We start from the raw sequence: 17,233 nt of genomic DNA on the forward strand, positions 1-17,233 counted from the left end.
GTCCGCCCGCCGCGTCCTGGTACAGCAGCGTGATGCATCCGTAATCGGTGTGCGCGCCGGCGCCTTGCTGCTCTTCGCAGCTGGCGGTGTGGCGGGGTGGGTAGTGGATCATGCGCAGTACGCTGACGGGTTCATGAAAACGTTTGTCGAAGAAGTCGCGCTCGATGTTCATCGCCAGCGTCATCGCGCGCAACAGGGTTTGCGCGAGGGCTTGCATGTCGACGTAATGTTGCTCCATCAGTGTTTCCCAGCCTGGCACCGATGGATGACGGTTGGGCCCGCGTAGTGGTTTCTCCGCCAGCACGTCCGGGTGATCGGCCGGCAGGTGAAAGCCCATGTCGAAGGTTTCTTTGAGGTCGCTGGGTTTGTTCGGGTCGAGCTGCTCGGTGGCGATGGCGCCGTAGCCGCGATGGTGGCGGGTCTGGGTAATGTCGATCTGGAGTTTTTCATCGGCAGGCCGGGCGAAGAAGCGTTGCGCGTGGTTGAGCACGGCGTCGAGACGCGAGCCGCTGATTGGATGGCCCTTGATGTAGAAAAAGCCCCACTCGCGACAGGCGTTGTCGATCTCGTCGGCAACGGATGTCCAGGCGAGCAGGTCATCGCTGTAGAGCGGGGCGATGTCGATGATGGGTAGGCTGTTCATGCGCAATCCTTGAATGTGGGAGCGAGCCTGCTCGCGATAGCGGATTCTCATTCAACGATGAGGCTGGGTGTGACGGCCTCATCGCGAGCAGGCTCGCTCCTACAGGGTTTTGTGTTCGGCTCGAGAATTACTTGGGAATATCGGCCTTCATGCCTTCAACGTAATAATTCATCGACGCCAGTTCCGCATTGCTCGCGGTCACGCCCTCCGGGATTTTCTCGACGCCGGCCTGATCCTTGATCGGCCCGGTGAACGGATGCAGCGCACCGCTTTTTATGTCCGCAATGATCTGCTCGGCTTCGGTTTTCACGGCAGCTGGTACCAGATTGCTGATCGGCAGCTCAACCGTGCCTTCCTTCAAACCGCCCCAGTAATCCTGGGATTTCCACGAGTGATCGATCACGCTTTGGGTCGCCTGAATGTAGTGCGGTGCCCAGTCGTTGACGATCGAGGTCAGCACCGCTTTCGGCCCGAAATGCGCCATGTCCGAAGCGTAACCGACGGCAAATACGCCGCGTCGTTCGGCGGCCTGAATCGGCGCGGGGCTGTCGGTGTGCTGGAACACCACATCAACGCCCTGATCAATCAGCGCGTTGGCCGCATCGGCTTCCTTGCCCGGGTCGAACCACGAGTTGACCCACACCACTTTTATTTCTGTGCCCGGGTTGTACTTGTTCAAGGCGAGCTGGATGGCGTTGATGTCGCGGACCACTTCCGGGATCGGGAACGAGGCGACATAGCCGATTTTTTTGCTCTTGGTCATCTTCGCCGCGAGGAAGCCGCCGACGTATCGACCTTCATACGTGCGTGCCAGGTAGGTGCCCAGGTTCTTGTCCTGCTTGTAGCCGGTGGCGTGCTCGAAAGTCACCTTGGGAAATTGCTTGGCGACTTTCAGCGTCGGGTTCATGTAGCCGAAAGATGTGGTGAAAATCAGGTCGTATTTGTCTTTGGCCATGTTGCGAATCACCCGCTCGGCGTCCGCGCCCTCGGCAACGTTTTCCACGTAGTTGGTGGTGATCTGGCTGCCAAGTTTTTCCGCCAGCGCCTTGCGCCCCTGTTCATGCTGATAGGTCCAGCCGTGGTCACCGATCGGGCCGATATAGACGAAACCGACTTTCAGCGGATCGGCGGCACTGGCCGACAGGCTGGCGCTCAGGCCGATGGCCGCGACGATGGCACCCAGCAGTCTCTTCAGCGGACGTTTATGCATGAATTCGAACTCCGTATTGTTTTTTGAGGTTGGCGGGAGCAATGCAATTAGCTGACCAACAGGACAACAAAACTCTTAAACCGTGGCGCGGCCATCGTGAGCAGGCTCGCTCCTACATTGGATCGCGTTCCCCTGTGGGAGCGAGCCTGCTCGCGATGGGGCCCTTGAGACCGATAAAAGTGCACGCCCGAACACGGCCGCCATCCACTGGTGCGCAAAGATGTAACGAAACGTTAGCGACGCGCCGCAGTCAGTAGCTCATCACACTGTTTTCGCTTTACTCGGCAAGAAGGCCTGCAATGCTCTCACTCATCAAGCAAGAAAAATTTCTCCTGTTGGCCTTGGTCGCCGTGATCGTTGCCTATCCGCTGGAGCACTGGTTATTGCACAGCGGGCAAGCCGTGGCGCTGCTCGGCGGGCTGGTGCTGATCGGTTTCATCGTCGCTGCGTCCATGCGCGTCGCTCATCACGCGGAACTGCTCGCGGAAAAAGTCGGCGACCCCTACGGGACGATGATTCTGACGCTGGCCGCGGTGCTGGTCGAAGTGGTGATCCTGGCGATCATGATGAGCAACGAAGCATCGCCGACGCTGGTGCGGGACACGATCTATTCGGCGGTGATGCTCGACATCAACGGCATCCTCGGCCTGGCCGCTCTAATGGGCGGCATCAAGCATGGCGAGCAGTCCTACAACGACGACTCGGCGCGCAGTTACAGCGTCATGATTCTTACGGCCATGGGCGTGTCGATGGTGGTGCCGGAGTTCATTCCAGAGGCCAACTGGAAAATTTATTCCGGGTTCACCATTGGCGCGATGGTCGTGCTCTATGCGCTATTCCTGCGCATGCAGGTTGGGCCGCACAGTTACTTTTTCAGCTACAGCTACCCGGAAAAACGCCGCAAGAAAGAGCCTGTGGAAAACGAGCCCAAGCCGGTCAGTCTCGGGTTCTCCATTGGCACATTGGTGTTTGGCGTGGTGGTCATCGGTGCGTTGGCCGAAGTGATGTCGAAGACCCTTGATCTGGGTCTGGAGGGAACGGGTGCGCCGCCGGTGATCACCGCGATACTGGTAGCGGCGATTTCCGCCGCGCCCGAGATTCTGACGGCATTGCGCGCCGCGTTGGCCAACCGCATGCAATCGGTGGTCAACATTGCGATGGGGGCATCATTGTCGACGGTGATTCTGACGGTGCCGGTGATGGAAGCGATGGCGCTTTACACTGGTCAACCCTTCCAGATGGCAATGACGCCGGTGCAGACGGTGATGATCTTCATCACCTTGATCGTCAGCGCGATCAATCTCAACGATGGCGAAACCAATGCCATCGAAGGGATGACCCATTTCGTGCTGTTCGCGACGTTTATCATGTTGTCGCTATTGGGCCTCTGAACCCACCACAAAACCAATTGTGGGAGCGAGCCTGCTCCCACAGTTTAAGTCGGTGCTATGTCAGACGCCCGCAATCAACTGCCGAGCCGCCTGGCTGTGATCGGCAATCAACCCTTTCAAGTCTAGCCCTTCAACCTGGCCGTCAATCACGCGCCACTTGCCGCCCACCATCACCCGATCCGCCCGATCCGCGCCGCACAACAACAGCGCCGACACCGGATCGTGGCTGCCGGAGAAGCGCAGCTCATCCAGCTTGAATAACGCCAGGTCGGCCTGTTTGCCGACCGCCAGCTCACCGATATCGGTACGCCCCAGCAAGCTCGCCGAGCCTTTGGTCGCCCAGCCCAAAACCAGTTCCGGGGTGATCTTTTCCGCGCCGTAGCGCAGGCGCTGGATATACAGCGCCTGACGCGTTTCGAGCATCATGTTCGACGCATCGTTGGAGGCGGAACCGTCCACGCCCAGCCCGAGCAACGCGCCGGCAGCGGTCAGATCCAGCGTCGGGCAGATGCCCGAAGCCAGGCGCATGTTCGAACTCGGGCAGTGACAGATGCCCGTGCCGGCGGCGCCCAGGCGAGCGATTTCGTCCGGGTTGAAATGGATACCGTGCGCCAGCCAGGTGCGCGGGCCGAGCCAGCCGACACTGTCCAGATAATCGACGGTGCGCAGGCCGAAACGCTGCAGGCAGAAGTCTTCTTCGTCGAGGGTTTCAGCAAGGTGGGTGTGCAGACGCACGTCGAGTTTGTTTGCCAGGTCGGCGCTGGCGGACATGATTTCCGGGGTCACCGAGAAGGGCGAGCACGGCGCCAGTGCGATCTGGATTTGCGCACCGTCGCCACGTTCATGGTACTCGGCGATCAAGCGCTGACTGTCAGCCAGGATCACTTCGCCTTCCTGCACCGTCTGTTGCGGCGGCAGGCCACCGTCCTTTTCGCCGAGGCTCATCGAACCGCGCGTCAGCATGGCGCGCATACCCAGTTCGCGGACGCTTTCGACTTGCACGTCGATCGCATTCTCCAGACCTTCCGGAAACAGATAATGGTGATCGGCGGCGGTGGTGCACCCGGACAGCAGCAACTCGGCCAGCGCAACTTTCGTCGCCAGCGCAAGTTTTTCCGGGGTCAGGCGCGCCCATACCGGGTAGAGGGTTTTCAGCCAAGGGAACAACGGCTGATTGACCACCGGCGCCCAGGCGCGGGTGAGGGTCTGGTAGAAATGGTGATGGGTGTTGATCAGGCCCGGCAGGATCACATGCTCGCGGGCATCGAAGACTTGTGCACAGGGCGCCGAGGGCTGCTGGCAGGCGCCGAGCACTTCGACGATCAAACCGTCTTGCACAACCAGGCCGCCACGGGCATCGAGGCCGTTGGCTGTGAAAATGGCGAGGGGATTTTTTAACCAGGTACGGGTCGCAGGCATGTTGGCCGGCTCCTCTGAAAGTTGGGTTCAGGTTAGCCAGCTCAGTGATTACCCTGTCTGCTGATCCAGGGTCGCCGCGAAGGACGAGGTGCGGAGTTTCAGACAAAACCGCTTTGTCGGCAAGCCCGGCCCGACCAGACGATCAATATCCTGTAGGAGCCGGCTTGCTGGCGATGGAGTCTGCTCGGTATGACTGACAGCCCAAGTGGCCGTATCGCCAGCAAGCCGGCTCCTGCGATTTTAGGTGTTACCAGGGAATCGTCTCACCCTTGTAATTGACAAAATGGTGCCCGCCCTTGCCGGTGTAGGCATTCACCTGATCCACCAGCCCGCGCGTGCTGGTCTGCACGTCAATGTCCGCACCGTCACCGCCCATGTCGGTTTTCACCCAGCCCGGGTGCAGCGACAGCACGGTCAGTTTCTGCTCGCCCAACTGCGTCACGAAGCTGTTGGTCATCGAATTCAAAGCCGCCTTGCTCGCCTTATACAAGGCCATTTCCGGCGCATCCGGCATGGTCACGCTGCCCAGCACAGAACTCATGAAGGCCAGCACGCCGGTCTGCGGGCGGATCTGCCCGACAAAACGCTGAGCCAGATTGATCGGCGCCACGGCATTGGTGAAAAACAGCTGACCGACTTCCGCCAGCGTCGCACCGCCCGGCGTCTGGATGTCTGGCCCTTTGACCCCGGCATTCACGAACAGCAGATCAAACACCTCTCCCTTGAGTTGTTGGCTCAACGCGATGACCGCCTGCTGATCGTCCATGTCGAGTTTTTCGATGCGCACGTTGCCCAGCGCCTGCAAGGCATCGGCATTCTGCGGATTGCGCACGGTGGCGGTGACTTGCCAGCCATCGGCCAGCAAGGTTTTCACCAGCCCGAGGCCCAGGCCCCGCGAGGCGCCGATGATGAGTGCGGTTTTTGCCGTAGACATGAGTGCTTCCTTGATAAATTAGAATCACGGATTTAATGGACAACGCTGACCGAGCCGATGTTGCAGTTCGCTGCGCAGCGCACCGAGTTCATCCATTCGGGTTTCGATCAGTTTGAGTTTGTCTTGCAGCAGTTGCGTGACAGCACTGTCAGGGTCGGGCGACTGCCATATCGCGGCAACGCTATTACCGATTTCGCCGAGGGTAAAACCCAAGCGTTGCGCAGTCTTAATGTACTGCACCAGTTGCACCATCTCGCTCGGATAATCGCGATAACCGTTGGCGCTACGTTGCGCCGCAATCAATCCGCGCTGCTCGTAAAAGCGCAATGTGTCGCGGGAGACGGCGCTGGCCTGGGCTAATTCACCGATGCGCATGTTGATCTCGGAAGAGGGCTTGACCCTGGAGCATACTCCAGGCTTTAGCCTCGTTGCTTCTTGAATTTCTGGAGCAACGCGGATGTGGACTTCACTGCAATATCGTCGGTTGGTGCGCGGCAGTGCCTGGTATGACTTGATCGTCACGGCAGCGTTTGTCACACCCTGGAGTTTTGCGGCGTTGCATGGCTTGCTGACAAGCGTTAGCCAGACTTTCGACTTGTCTGGAGCGCTGCCGCCGTTTGAGCCCATGCACCTGTTGATGGCGAATCTGTTGGGCTCGGTTGTCTGCGTGTGGGCCGTGCTGCGGATACGTAATCCGCTGGAGATTTATGGGCGATATGACGCAGTGGCGCGATTCCTGTTTGCAGCGTGGCAGTTGTATGCCTTGCTGCAGGGCGCCAGTTCGCTGCTGGTGATTTTCCTGTTTTTTGAATTGGCGTGGGGCGTGGCTCAGGTGTTGCCTGTGCGGACGCCTTCGTCGGAACGCCGCCCGGAGCAAGCCCCGCATTGGCGGTCTGATCAAAGTGTGGGAGCCACCTGTCCGCGATGGCGAAACTGAACTCGGCTTGATCTCATGGTTTACTCGGTCAACTGTAGGAGCTGGCTTGCCAGCGATGGCTTTGTCTTGGGTGACTTGTTTTTTGCAGGTGTACATATCCGTTGCTGCGGTGGTTGCTGATATTGGTTCCGCTCTTACAGCGGGTCACTTGGAAATGCCTATGCGGCCCGGCACCAAGTAACTCGCCGTAAGGGCGAAACCAATGCAAGCCATCACCGCAGCAATGGATATGTACACCCGACAAATCCAAGTCACCCGGGACATAGCCATCGCCGGCAAGCCAGCTCCTACAATTGGCCGAGTACATTCTCGAAAGCCCGGCCAGATTAAAGTCCGCCATTCGCGAGCAAGCCCGCTCCCACATTCGACCGAGTTGAGCTGATCTTTTTTGACCGACACAGTTCTCATGTGGGATCGGGCTTGGTCCGGGCGGCGTTCCGACGAAGAGGTCTGCACAGACGACCCTAGTGACCACCCTGCCACGGCTGCCCCAACGACACCGGCGCATACAATCGCGTGCGCAGCGCATCCCGCGACAACAGCACCAAGACCACAATCGTCGCGATATACGGCAGCATCGCCAACAGGCTGGACGGAATTGCCAGCCCCAAACCCTGCGCCACCAGGTGCAGGATGCTGGCGAGCCCGAACAGATACGCGCCCAGCAACAATCGCCACACGCGCCAGCTGGCGAACACCACCAGCGCCAGCGCAATCCAGCCGCGCCCGGCGCTCATGTTTTCCGCCCACATCGGCGTATACGCCAGCGACAGATAGGCCCCGGCCAACCCCGCCATGGCCCCGCCAAACAATACTGCCAGCGTCCGCACGCCGAGCACCGGCAAACCCATCGCACTGGCCGCATCCGGATTTTCACCGACCGCCTGAATGATCAGCCCGACGCGGCTTTTCATAATCACCCACGCCACGAAGGCAAACAGTGCGAAGGACAGATACACCAGCAGGTCCTGTGCAAACAGCATCCGTCCAATCAGCGGGATTTCACTCAGATAAGGGATCGCCACCGGCTCGAAACCCGCTAACGGTTTGCCCACCCACGCTGCGCCGATGAAGGTCGATAAACCCACACCGAAGATGGTCAGCGCCAGGCCGGTCGCGACCTGATTGGCATTGAACACCAACGCCACCAGTGCAAACAGCGATGACAGCAGCATCCCGGCGAGCATCGCCAGCAACACGCCCAGCCAAAGATTGCCGCTGTTCAGCGCGACGATGAAACCGATCACCGCACCAAACAGCATCATTCCTTCCTGCCCGAGATTGAGCACGCCGCTCTTCTCGCAGATCAGTTCACCGAGCGCCACCAACAACAGCGGCGTACCGCAGCGGATCATGGCGTAGAAAATATTACTCAGCAGATCGATATCCATCACAGCGCTCCTGCATGTACGGCGGTGCTCTGCGTGCGGCGCGTCCAGCGCACCTTCAGGCGCGGGCGATACAGAATCAATACGTCACTGGCCAGCAGGAAAAACAGCATCATTCCCTGAAAGAGTTGGGTGATGGCCTGCGGCAGGTTCATGTTCATCTGCGCGTTCTCGCCGCCGATGTACAACAGCGCCATCAACAGACTGGAAAACAGAATGCCGATCGGGTTGAGCCGTCCGAGGAAGGCCACGGTAATCGCCGCATAGCCGTACCCCGGCGAGACTTGCGGCACCAGTTGACCGATCGGCCCGGTCACTTCGCAGACGCCGGCCAACCCGGCCAGTCCACCGCTGATCAGCAGCGCCAGCCAGATCAGACGTTTCTCGCGAAAACCGACCAACCCGGCCGCGCGCTTGTCCAGCCCGAGCACTTTGATCTGGAAACCGACGAAGCTTTTCTGCAGCAACACCCACACGGCCACCAGCGCGAGCAGGGCGAAATACACCCCGGCGTGAACCCGACCGTCCTCCAGCAACAACGGTAAACGGCTGGCGTCGCCGAACATCGCTGACTCGGGAAAATTGAAACCGGCAGGATCTTTCAACGGCCCATGCACGCAGAACAGCAGCAGATTGAGGGCGATGTAATTGAGCATGATGCTGGTCAGAATTTCATTGGCGTTGAAGCGCGTGCGTAACCATGCGGTCAGGCCGGCCCACGCGGCACCCGCGCAGGTGCCGACAATCAGGATCAAGGCCAATGCCCAGCGACTCTCCATACCAATGATGTTCACTGCCAGCGCACTGCCGGCCAGCGCACCGAGCAGCAATTGGCCTTCGGCGCCGATGTTCCAGATTCGTGCCTGATACGCCACGGCCAGGCCTAGCGCGCAAAGCAGAATCGGCAGCGCTTTGACCAGCAATTCCGAGACGCCATACACGTCGCTGACCGGCGCGATCAATAACGTGTGCAAGGTCAGCAACGGATCATGGCCGAGCGCGATAAACAGCAGCGAGCCACAAGCCAGGGTCAGGACAGCCGCCAGCAGGGGCGAGCACCACAACATCAAACGCGATTGCTGGCCGCGGGGTTCGAGTGACAGCAGCATGGGAAAACTCCGTTAAGCGGTGGCGTGCGCATTGGATGGAGACGCGTCGAACTGGCCAGCCATCCAGCCGCCGACGTCAATCAGGCGGGTGTCGACCGTGTCCCGAAGCGCCGATAGACGACCCCCGCACAAGGCGCCGAGGCGGTCGCTGATCTGGAAGAGTTCGTCGAGGTCTTCGGAGATCACCAGGATCGCCGCGCCTGCATCGCGCAAGGCGATCAGTGCGCGGTGGATGGTCGCGGCGGCGCCGACGTCGACGCCCCAGGTCGGGTGCGCGGCCACCAGCAATTTCGGTTGCTGGAGGATTTCCCGGCCGAGGATGAACTTCTGCAGGTTACCGCCGGACAGGCTGCGCGCCGGCATTTGCGTCCCCGGTGTCTTGACCCCGAAGCGGCAAATGATGTCTTCGGCAAGCGCTTCGACTTTGCTGCGCTGAATCAAGCCGTTGCTCACCAGTCCTTGCTGAAAAGCAGTGAGCAGCGCGTTATCCACCAGGCTCAGTTCCGGCACGGCGCCATGCCCCAGCCGCTCGGCCGGAACGAAGGCCAGCCCCCGTTGGCGACGAGCATCCGGGCGCAAATCTGCGACCGGTTGCCGGTCGAAACAAATGATCCCGCTGTCGTTGCGATGCAAACGCTGTTCACCGCTGAGCAATGCCAGCAATTCGTCCTGGCCATTGCCGGCGACCCCGGCAATGCCGACGATCTCTGCGCTGCGCACTTGCAGGTGAATATCCTGCAACGAACAGCCGAACGGATCGGGGTTGTGCCAGGACAAGCCGCTGACATCGAGGAATGGTTCGCCGCCCGTCACCTTCGGATAATCAGTCATCAATTCGGCCGCGTGCCCGACCATCAATCTCGCCAGTTGCTGGTCCGAGCATTCGGCCGGCACGCAATGCCCGGCCACTCGACCGCCCCGCAAAACGGTAGCGCTGTGGCACAACGCGCGAACTTCGCCCATCTTATGACTGATGAACAAAATGCTGCAGCCTTCTGCGGCCAGTCGACGCAGGGTGACGAACAGGTCGTCGGCCTCTTGCGGGGTCAGCACCGATGTCGGTTCGTCCAGAATCAGCAGCCGTATGTCCTGCATCAGGCAACGAATGATTTCGACCCGTTGTCGCTCGCCGATCGACAGGCTGTGAACAAGTCGCTCCGGCTCCAGCGCCATGCCGTAGCGAAGGGACACCTCACGAATTTTCGGTTCAAGCTGTTTCGGCGTTCCAGCGGCAGAGCCCATCGCCAGTGCAATGTTCTGCGCCACGCTCAGGGTTTCAAACAGCGAAAAATGCTGAAACACCATGCCGATCCCCAGGCTGCGAGCCTGCGCCGGATTGCGCATATTCACGCGTTGCCCTTGCCAGATGACTTCCCCGGAATCGGCGTGGGTGACGCCGTAGATGATCTTCATCAGTGTGCTTTTCCCGGCACCATTTTCGCCGAGCAGCGCGTGAATCTCGCCCGGAGCAATGCTCAGGTCAATGGCGTCATTGGCCAGGCAGCCCGGGTAGCGTTTGCTGATAGCGCGCAATTGCAGGCGCGGTGTTGAATCGGAACTTGGCTCGGGGTTAGACATGACAGGCTCAGTTACATGAAGAGATGCCTGTGGATAAAGCAATTTCCTGGCCAGTAGGTCAGGAAAAAAATCCAACCGCGTCGCGCGGGGTATTTGGAACCGCATTGCCCGTTGCATTGGTAGCGAACAGGCACTAATTGAGGGCAATTTCTTTAAGTGGGCTCTGGTTTGGCTCACGACGAATTGATCAAAAAACGATCAGGCGGGATCAGCCCATGCCGGGCATGCAACCGAGGCAGTAATAAACGGGTTATCCACAGATTGCTCCACAGTATTTGTGCGCAATCCGGAGTAATGGGCATAAGCACTGCAGGGCTTTGTCCTAAAGGTGCTAAACGCGGCTAACTGTTTGTTTTATGGTGGATTTAGCTAGATTTCAGGCTCTTTGGACAAAAAATGATCAAAGCCCGCAAAGCCGCATGACAGAAGGGTTACAGCGTGATGTGCTCAGGTTATCCACAGCCGGGTGCACAGTAGATGTGGGCAAATGCGCCATTGATTGAATCGCTCCCTCTGAGACCCGTAGGAGCTGCCGAAGGCTGCGATCTCCAGTTCTTCTAACGCCGCAACAAAATCCGCCCGCGGCTCAAGTCCGCGAGTTGGTTCTGCAGCGTCTCGATCTGCGCTTCACCAATCGCCAACTGCAGCTCGACGCCATTAGCGGTGAACGTTTCTTCCACCACTAAACCGCCTAATTCTGCCAAGCGAATTTTCAACAGCGTCAGTTCGGCGAAGCTGCAGGAGCAACTCACCGGCACGCGGCTGATCAACTCGATTTTCGCCGCCGCCTGCAGGCACTTGTTGGCGCCGCCTCCATACGCTCGGGCGAGCCCGCCGGTACCCAGCTGGATGCCGCCGTACCAACGAATCACCAGCACCGCCACCTGATCGCAATCCTGCGCGTCGATTGCCGCCAGAATCGGCCGCCCGGCGGTCCCCCCCGGTTCGCCATCATCGGTGCTGCGATATTGATCGCCGAGCTTCCACGCCCAACAGTTGTGCGTGGCATTCAAATCACTGTGCTGTTCGATGAACGTCTGGGCTTCAGCGGGACTGCCGATGGGCGCCGCGAAGGTGATGAAACGGCTTTTGCGAATCTCTTCGCGGAACTCGCAAAAACCGCTGAGGGTAAAAGGCATAAGTGTCTTATTGAGTTGAAGTCAGGCCGCAGCCTTTGAGAATGATGCGGATCAGATTGTCGCCGGCGTCTTCCATGTCTTGCTTGGTCAACTTGCTGCGACCGGTGACCCGGCAGATCTGAGTGGCGAAGTCGGCGTAATGCTGGGTGCTGCCCCACAGCAGAAAGATCAGGTGTACCGGGTCGACCGGGTCCATTTTGCCAGCGTCGATCCAGGCTTGAAACACAGCCGCTCGACCCTGGAACCACGCCCGGTAATCCTGATTGAAATATTCGCTCAGGCATCCGCCACCGCTGATCACTTCCATCGCAAAAATCCGCGAGGCTTGTGGCTGGCGACGGGAGAATTCCATCTTGGCGCGGATATAGCGCGTCAATGCTTCGGCTGGATCGTCGTCGGCCGTCAGGGTATTGAAGGTGCTGTCCCACAACTCGATGATGTTGCTCAACACGGCCACGTACAGCCCAAGCTTGTTGGTGAAGTAGTAATGCAGATTCGCCTTGGGCAACCCGGCATTCAGCGCGATGGTATTCATGCTCGTGCCTTTGTAACCGTGACGGGCGAACTCGTCTTCGGCGGCTTTGATGATGGCCTCTTCGTTCTTCTGACGAATGCGGCTGGCGGGTTTGCCGCCATGGGCGGGGACTTCAAAGGTCATAGGCACTTCCGGACAGGTGAGTGGGTGCGGCCTTAAGGTTGATAGCGCACGAACGGGCTTCAGACAAGTGCCGCGTGAGACTTGCAGGCGCAGAGCTTGCTCGGGTTTCGCTGCACTAGCGAGTGGCGGCGAGGCTCTCCAGAAAGCTTTCCAGTACCAGGTGCGGGCGACGACCCTTGCGCGTGACCGATGCGAGGCTCAGGTCATAAAAACGGTCGTCGGGTTTCAGCGCACGCAAGCGCCCTTGCTGAACCCAGAGGCTCGCATAGTGATCCGGCAGATAGCCGATGTAGCGCCCGGTCAGGATCAGAAACGCCATGCCCTCGCGATCGGACGCACTGGCGGTGCAGTTCAGCGCCTGGTAATGCGCCTGGATGTCTGCGGGTAAACGAAAGGTCGGCGCGATCGCGTCCTGACTATCGAGGCGCTCGTCATTCAGTTGTTTGTCATCGACATAAAACAACGGATGGCCCACCGCGCAGTACAACAGCGACCGCTCACTGTACAGCGGCTGATACTCCAGGCCGGACAGCGCACTGGCTTGCGGAACGACGCCAACGTGCAAGCGCCCGTCAAGCACACCTTGTTCGACTTCGTTGGGGGCGATCATGCGGATCTGGATCTGCACGTCAGGCCCGCGTTCCTTCAATTGCGCCAAGGCGTGGGTGATGCGCATGTGGGGGAGGGTGACCAGGTTGTCGGTCAGGCCGATGGTCAATTCGCCCCGCAGGTGCTGATGCAGACCGTTGACCTCAGTGCGGAAACTTTCCAGCGCACTGAGTAGTTGCAGCGAAGACTGGTAAACCTCGCGGCCTTCCTCGGTCAGGGAAAATCCCGCGCGACCGCGCTGGCACAAACGTAAACCGAGGCGCTGCTCCAGGTCGCTCATCTGCTGGCTGATCGCCGAGCGACCGATACCGAGCACGGATTCCGCCGCAGAAAAACCGCCACATTCCACGACGCTGCGAAATATGCGCAGCAAGCGAATATCAAAATCGCTGACCTGGGCCAGCGGATCGGGGCGACGAGTGCTCATATTGTTATTACTCGTAAGTTTAGTAGGGGGCAGACTGAACATTAGAAAAGTTGGATTTCACCGACTTTATCGCCGTGGCAATTTAGTCGCAAGAACGCTTTTCATCTCCACGCCGCTATTTGCCTTGCGAGGTTTGTCCCATGAACTTGCCTGAAAACGCCCCGTCTTCCCTGGCCAGCCAGCTAAAGCTCGATGCTCACTGGATGCCTTACACCGCCAACCGAAATTTCCAGCGCGATCCGCGACTGATCGTGGCGGCGCAAGGCAGTTGGCTGACGGACGACAAGGGTCGCCAGGTCTACGATTCGCTGTCCGGTCTGTGGACCTGCGGCGCCGGGCATACCCGCAAGGAAATTCAGGAAGCCGTTGCCAAGCAGTTGGGCACCCTCGATTACTCGCCAGGTTTTCAGTACGGCCATCCGCTGTCGTTCCAACTGGCCGAGAAAATCACCGACCTGACGCCGGGCAATCTCAATCACGTGTTCTTCACTGATTCGGGTTCCGAGTGCGCCGATACGGCGGTGAAAATGGTCCGCGCTTACTGGCGGCTGAAAGGTCAGGCGACCAAGACCAAAATGATCGGCCGTGCCCGTGGCTACCATGGTGTGAACATCGCCGGCACCAGCCTCGGCGGCGTCAACGGCAATCGCAAGATGTTTGGTCAGGCCATGATGGACGTCGATCACCTGCCGCACACGTTGCTGGCCAGCAATGCTTATTCGCGAGGTATGCCGACTGAGGGCGGTATCGCTCTGGCAGACGAGCTGCTCAAACTGATCGAGTTGCATGACGCGTCGAACATCGCCGCCGTTTTCGTCGAGCCGATGGCTGGTTCCGCGGGTGTGCTGGTACCACCGCAGGGTTACTTGAAGCGTCTGCGCGAGATCTGCGATCAGCACAATATTCTGCTGGTGTTCGACGAAGTGATTACCGGCTTCGGTCGTACCGGTTCGATGTTTGGCGCAGACAGCTTCGGCGTTACCCCGGATCTGATGTGCATCGCCAAGCAAATCACCAACGGCGCGATCCCGATGGGTGCGGTGATTGCCAGCTCCGAGATCTACCAGACCTTCATGAACCAGGCGACGCCTGAATACGCAGTGGAATTCCCGCACGGTTACACCTATTCCGCTCACCCGGTAGCGTGCGCGGCAGGTCTGGCAGCGCTCGACTTGCTGCAAAAGGAAAACCTGGTGCAGAGCGTGGCCGAAGTCGCGCCGCATTTCGAAAATGCGCTGCACGGTCTGAAAGGTTCGAAAAACATCATCGACATTCGTAACTATGGTTTGGCGGGCGCAATCCAGATCGCACCGCGTGACGGCGATGCCATCGTGCGTCCGTTCGAAGCGGGCATGGCGCTCTGGAAAGCCGGGTTCTACGTGCGCTTCGGCGGCGACACCCTGCAGTTCGGCCCAACTTTCAACAGCAAGCCGCAAGACCTTGATCGCCTGTTCGACGCGGTCGGCGAAGTGCTGAACAAGATCGACTGATTTTTCCCTCTATCTATAAGAGCGTCCGTTGAAGGGCGCTTGTACAACTTTACTGGAGCCCCGCATGAGTCTTATCCCGCATTTGATCAATGGTGAGCTGGTGACCGAAGAAGGTCGCACCGCCGACGTGTATAACCCGTCGACCGGCCAGGCGATCCACAAATTGCCATTGGCCAGCCGCGAAACCATTCAGAAAGCCATCGACGCGGCCAAGGCTGCGTTTCCGGCCTGGCGTAACACCCCGCCGGCCAAACGCGCTCAGGTGATGTTCCGCTTCAAGCAATTGCTGGAACAGAACGAAGCACGTATCTCGCAACTGATCAGTGAAGAACACGGCAAGACTCTGGAAGATGCGGCGGGTGAACTGAAGCGCGGTATCGAAAACGTAGAATTCGCCTGTGCAGCGCCAGAAATTCTCAAAGGTGAATACAGCCGCAACGTCGGGCCGAACATTGATGCATGGTCGGATTTTCAGCCGTTGGGCGTAGTGGCCGGTATCACGCCGTTCAACTTTCCGGCGATGGTGCCTTTGTGGATGTATCCACTGGCGATCGTCTGCGGCAACTGTTTCATCCTGAAACCGTCCGAGCGAGATCCAAGCTCCACGCTCTTGATCGCTCAGTTGTTGCTGGAAGCCGGTCTGCCGAAAGGCGTGATGAACGTTGTCCATGGTGACAAGGCAGCGGTCGACGCGTTGATCGAAGCGCCGGAAGTCAAAGCGCTGAGTTTTGTAGGCTCGACGCCGATTGCCGAATATATCTACGCCGAAGGCACCAAGCGCGGCAAACGTGTCCAGGCACTGGGCGGGGCGAAGAATCACGCAGTGCTGATGCCGGATGCAGATCTGGACAACGCCGTCAGCGCATTGATGGGCGCGGCATATGGTTCTTGCGGTGAGCGCTGCATGGCAATCTCGGTGGCCGTGTGTGTGGGCGATCAGGTCGCAGACGCGTTGGTGGCGAAGCTGGTGCCGCAAATCAAGGCACTGAAAATTGGTGCCGGGACATCGTGCGGTCTGGACATGGGACCCCTGGTTTCCGCACAGGCTCGGGACAAGGTCAGTGGCTATATAGAAGACGGCGTTTCTTCCGGCGCTTCGTTGGTAGTAGACGGTCGTGGGCTGAGCGTAGCGGGGAACGAAGACGGTTTCTTCCTGGGCGGCTGCCTGTTCGATAACGTCACGCCAGAAATGCGTATCTATAAAGAAGAAATCTTCGGGCCGGTGCTCTGTGTTGTTCGAGTGAACAGCCTGGAAGAGGCCATGCAACTGATCAATGATCACGAGTACGGCAACGGCACCTGCATCTTCACTCGCGACGGTGAATCGGCGCGGTTGTTCTGCGACGAAATTGAAGTTGGTATGGTCGGCGTTAACGTGCCGTTGCCGGTGCCGGTGGCTTACCACAGCTTTGGTGGCTGGAAGCGTTCGCTGTTTGGCGACCTGCATGCTTATGGTCCGGATGGCGTGCGCTTCTATACGCGTCGCAAGGCGATTACTCAACGCTGGCCGCAGCGTGCCAGCCATGAAGCTTCGCAATTCGCTTTCCCTAGCTTGTAATGGGAGATGAAGGCCGAGCCCCTTCGGGCTCGGCCTTCGCGTTTCAGGGCTTTTTTGACCTATATGACAGAAATGTGAAAATAGGTATTGACGGCAGATTCTGGAAGTCTATAATTCGCCCCACTTCCGGCGCAGTCGAAACGGAAAACTCCTTGGTAAACAATGAGTTACGCAGTTTTCGGCAGCGGCTTGCTTCAGATCATCGAAGCCTGGAAGGAGTTGGAAGAGCGGTGTTGTTTGGCTCTTTTGACGATTCGATCTTCTCGGTCGAAAGCGCAGAAAAAGAGGTGTTGACAGCAGCGAGTAACGCTGTAGAATTCGCCTCCCGCTGACGAGAGATCGGAAGCGCAAGTGGTTGAAGTTGTTAAGGATTTCCAAGCGAAACTTTGAAAACTTCTTAAAATAACCGCTTGACAGAAACACGGAGCGCTGTAGAATGCGCGCCTCGGTTGAGACGAAAGATCTTAACCAACCGCTCTTTAACAACTGAATCAAGCAATTCGTGTGGGTGCTTGTGGGGTCAGACTGATAGTCAACAAGATTATCAGCATCACAAGTTACTCCGCGAGAAATCAAAGATGTAACCAACGATTGCTGAGCCAAGTTTAGGGTTTCTTAAAAACCCAAAGATGTTTGAACTGAAGAGTTTGATCATGGCTCAGATTGAACGCTGGCGGCAGGCCTAACACATGCAAGTCGAGCGGCAGCACGGGTACTTGTACCTGGTGGCGAGCGGCGGACGG

General features: G+C 58.6%; 15 protein-coding genes and 1 rRNA gene. 5 read left to right on the top strand and 11 right to left on the bottom strand.

Annotation, left to right across the window (positions count from 1 at the left end; genetic code table 11):
• The coding region (locus tag DU29_RS0121155; RefSeq protein WP_028623485.1) for a 2-oxoglutarate and iron-dependent oxygenase domain-containing protein at window positions 1-643 on the bottom strand (643 nt) is incomplete at its 3' end.
• 127 nt (window positions 644-770) lie between these two features.
• Window positions 771-1,853 carry a BMP family ABC transporter substrate-binding protein gene (locus DU29_RS0121160; protein WP_028623486.1) on the bottom strand — a complete coding sequence of 361 codons (1,083 nt, stop codon included), beginning with the start codon at window positions 1,851-1,853 and terminating at the stop codon, window positions 771-773.
• A 299-nt stretch (window positions 1,854-2,152) separates the two neighbouring features.
• On the opposite strand from DU29_RS0121160, the gene DU29_RS0121165 reads away from it, so the two are divergent.
• Window positions 2,153-3,244, top strand: coding sequence for a calcium:proton antiporter (locus tag DU29_RS0121165; protein ID WP_028623487.1), 1,092 nt, complete (start codon window positions 2,153-2,155; stop codon window positions 3,242-3,244).
• Window positions 3,245-3,304: 60 nt separating this feature from the next.
• Here the strand turns inward: DU29_RS0121165 and DU29_RS0121170 are convergent, their stop codons facing one another.
• The 3 genes from DU29_RS0121170 to DU29_RS0121180 form a co-directional block, all read right to left on the bottom strand.
• Window positions 3,305-4,663 (bottom strand): 8-oxoguanine deaminase, encoded by a 1,359-nt coding sequence (locus tag DU29_RS0121170; RefSeq protein WP_028623488.1) that lies wholly within the window; start codon window positions 4,661-4,663, stop codon window positions 3,305-3,307.
• Between the two features lie 247 nt (window positions 4,664-4,910).
• Complete coding sequence (locus tag DU29_RS0121175; RefSeq protein WP_028623489.1) at window positions 4,911-5,597, bottom strand: SDR family oxidoreductase; 687 nt, start codon at window positions 5,595-5,597, stop codon at window positions 4,911-4,913.
• A gap of 24 nt (window positions 5,598-5,621) precedes the next feature.
• Window positions 5,622-5,972, bottom strand: a complete 351-nt coding sequence (locus DU29_RS0121180; RefSeq protein WP_028623490.1) for a MerR family transcriptional regulator — start codon at window positions 5,970-5,972, stop codon at window positions 5,622-5,624.
• 82 nt (window positions 5,973-6,054) lie between these two features.
• Here DU29_RS0121180 and DU29_RS0121185 point away from each other — a divergent pair, with 82 nt between their 5' ends.
• Window positions 6,055-6,534, top strand: a complete 480-nt coding sequence (locus tag DU29_RS0121185) for a hypothetical protein (protein ID WP_028623491.1) — start codon at window positions 6,055-6,057, stop codon at window positions 6,532-6,534.
• A gap of 464 nt (window positions 6,535-6,998) precedes the next feature.
• Here the strand turns inward: DU29_RS0121185 and DU29_RS0121190 are convergent, their stop codons facing one another.
• The 6 genes from DU29_RS0121190 to DU29_RS0121215 form a co-directional block, all read right to left on the bottom strand.
• Window positions 6,999-7,925: an ABC transporter permease gene (locus DU29_RS0121190; RefSeq protein WP_028623492.1), complete on the bottom strand. Its 927-nt coding sequence runs from the start codon at window positions 7,923-7,925 to the stop codon at window positions 6,999-7,001.
• Window positions 7,925-9,031 (bottom strand): ABC transporter permease, encoded by a 1,107-nt coding sequence (locus tag DU29_RS0121195; RefSeq protein WP_028623493.1) that lies wholly within the window; start codon window positions 9,029-9,031, stop codon window positions 7,925-7,927. The genes DU29_RS0121190 and DU29_RS0121195 overlap by 1 nt, the downstream gene beginning before the upstream one ends.
• 12 nt (window positions 9,032-9,043) lie before the next feature.
• The gene (locus tag DU29_RS0121200) at window positions 9,044-10,609 is read right to left on the bottom strand and encodes an ABC transporter ATP-binding protein (RefSeq protein ID WP_028623494.1); all 1,566 of its coding nucleotides are present in this window, start codon (window positions 10,607-10,609) and stop codon (window positions 9,044-9,046) included.
• Between the two features lie 557 nt (window positions 10,610-11,166).
• Window positions 11,167-11,748: an IMPACT family protein gene (locus tag DU29_RS0121205; protein WP_028623495.1), complete on the bottom strand. Its 582-nt coding sequence runs from the start codon at window positions 11,746-11,748 to the stop codon at window positions 11,167-11,169.
• Between the two features lie 7 nt (window positions 11,749-11,755).
• Window positions 11,756-12,406: a TetR/AcrR family transcriptional regulator gene (locus DU29_RS0121210; RefSeq protein WP_028623496.1), complete on the bottom strand. Its 651-nt coding sequence runs from the start codon at window positions 12,404-12,406 to the stop codon at window positions 11,756-11,758.
• A gap of 115 nt (window positions 12,407-12,521) precedes the next feature.
• Complete coding sequence (locus DU29_RS0121215; RefSeq protein WP_028623497.1) at window positions 12,522-13,442, bottom strand: LysR family transcriptional regulator; 921 nt, start codon at window positions 13,440-13,442, stop codon at window positions 12,522-12,524.
• A gap of 140 nt (window positions 13,443-13,582) precedes the next feature.
• Here DU29_RS0121215 and DU29_RS0121220 point away from each other — a divergent pair, with 140 nt between their 5' ends.
• From DU29_RS0121220 to DU29_RS01000000130290, 3 genes are all read left to right on the top strand, one after another.
• Window positions 13,583-14,932 carry an aspartate aminotransferase family protein gene (locus tag DU29_RS0121220; RefSeq protein WP_028623498.1) on the top strand — a complete coding sequence of 450 codons (1,350 nt, stop codon included), beginning with the start codon at window positions 13,583-13,585 and terminating at the stop codon, window positions 14,930-14,932.
• Between the two features lie 64 nt (window positions 14,933-14,996).
• Window positions 14,997-16,490 carry a CoA-acylating methylmalonate-semialdehyde dehydrogenase gene (locus DU29_RS0121225; RefSeq protein ID WP_028623499.1) on the top strand — a complete coding sequence of 498 codons (1,494 nt, stop codon included), beginning with the start codon at window positions 14,997-14,999 and terminating at the stop codon, window positions 16,488-16,490.
• A gap of 635 nt (window positions 16,491-17,125) precedes the next feature.
• Window positions 17,126-17,233: ribosomal RNA gene (locus DU29_RS01000000130290) — 16S ribosomal RNA — on the top strand; the annotation flags it as partial.

The sequence above is a fragment of the Pseudomonas sp. Ant30-3 genome, from assembly GCF_000690905.1.
Classification (GTDB): domain Bacteria; phylum Pseudomonadota; class Gammaproteobacteria; order Pseudomonadales; family Pseudomonadaceae; genus Aquipseudomonas.

Excerpts from the sequence above, each read along its gene's own strand:
- DU29_RS0121165 (WP_028623487.1), top strand. The coding sequence starts at position 2,153 with ATGCTCTCACTCATCAAGCAAGAAAAATTTCTCCTGTTGGCCTTGGTC.
- DU29_RS0121160 (WP_028623486.1), bottom strand. The coding sequence starts at position 1,853 with ATGCATAAACGTCCGCTGAAGAGACTGCTGGGTGCCATCGTCGCGGCC.
- DU29_RS0121185 (WP_028623491.1), top strand. The coding sequence starts at position 6,055 with ATGTGGACTTCACTGCAATATCGTCGGTTGGTGCGCGGCAGTGCCTGG.
- DU29_RS0121200 (WP_028623494.1), bottom strand. The coding sequence starts at position 10,609 with ATGTCTAACCCCGAGCCAAGTTCCGATTCAACACCGCGCCTGCAATTG.
- DU29_RS0121170 (WP_028623488.1), bottom strand. The coding sequence starts at position 4,663 with ATGCCTGCGACCCGTACCTGGTTAAAAAATCCCCTCGCCATTTTCACA.
- DU29_RS0121195 (WP_028623493.1), bottom strand. The coding sequence starts at position 9,031 with ATGCTGCTGTCACTCGAACCCCGCGGCCAGCAATCGCGTTTGATGTTG.
- DU29_RS0121220 (WP_028623498.1), top strand. The coding sequence starts at position 13,583 with ATGAACTTGCCTGAAAACGCCCCGTCTTCCCTGGCCAGCCAGCTAAAG.
- DU29_RS0121175 (WP_028623489.1), bottom strand. The coding sequence starts at position 5,597 with ATGTCTACGGCAAAAACCGCACTCATCATCGGCGCCTCGCGGGGCCTG.
- DU29_RS0121225 (WP_028623499.1), top strand. The coding sequence starts at position 14,997 with ATGAGTCTTATCCCGCATTTGATCAATGGTGAGCTGGTGACCGAAGAA.
- DU29_RS0121215 (WP_028623497.1), bottom strand. The coding sequence starts at position 13,442 with ATGAGCACTCGTCGCCCCGATCCGCTGGCCCAGGTCAGCGATTTTGAT.
- DU29_RS0121190 (WP_028623492.1), bottom strand. The coding sequence starts at position 7,925 with ATGGATATCGATCTGCTGAGTAATATTTTCTACGCCATGATCCGCTGC.
- DU29_RS0121210 (WP_028623496.1), bottom strand. The coding sequence starts at position 12,406 with ATGACCTTTGAAGTCCCCGCCCATGGCGGCAAACCCGCCAGCCGCATT.
- DU29_RS0121205 (WP_028623495.1), bottom strand. The coding sequence starts at position 11,748 with ATGCCTTTTACCCTCAGCGGTTTTTGCGAGTTCCGCGAAGAGATTCGC.
- DU29_RS0121180 (WP_028623490.1), bottom strand. The coding sequence starts at position 5,972 with ATGCGCATCGGTGAATTAGCCCAGGCCAGCGCCGTCTCCCGCGACACA.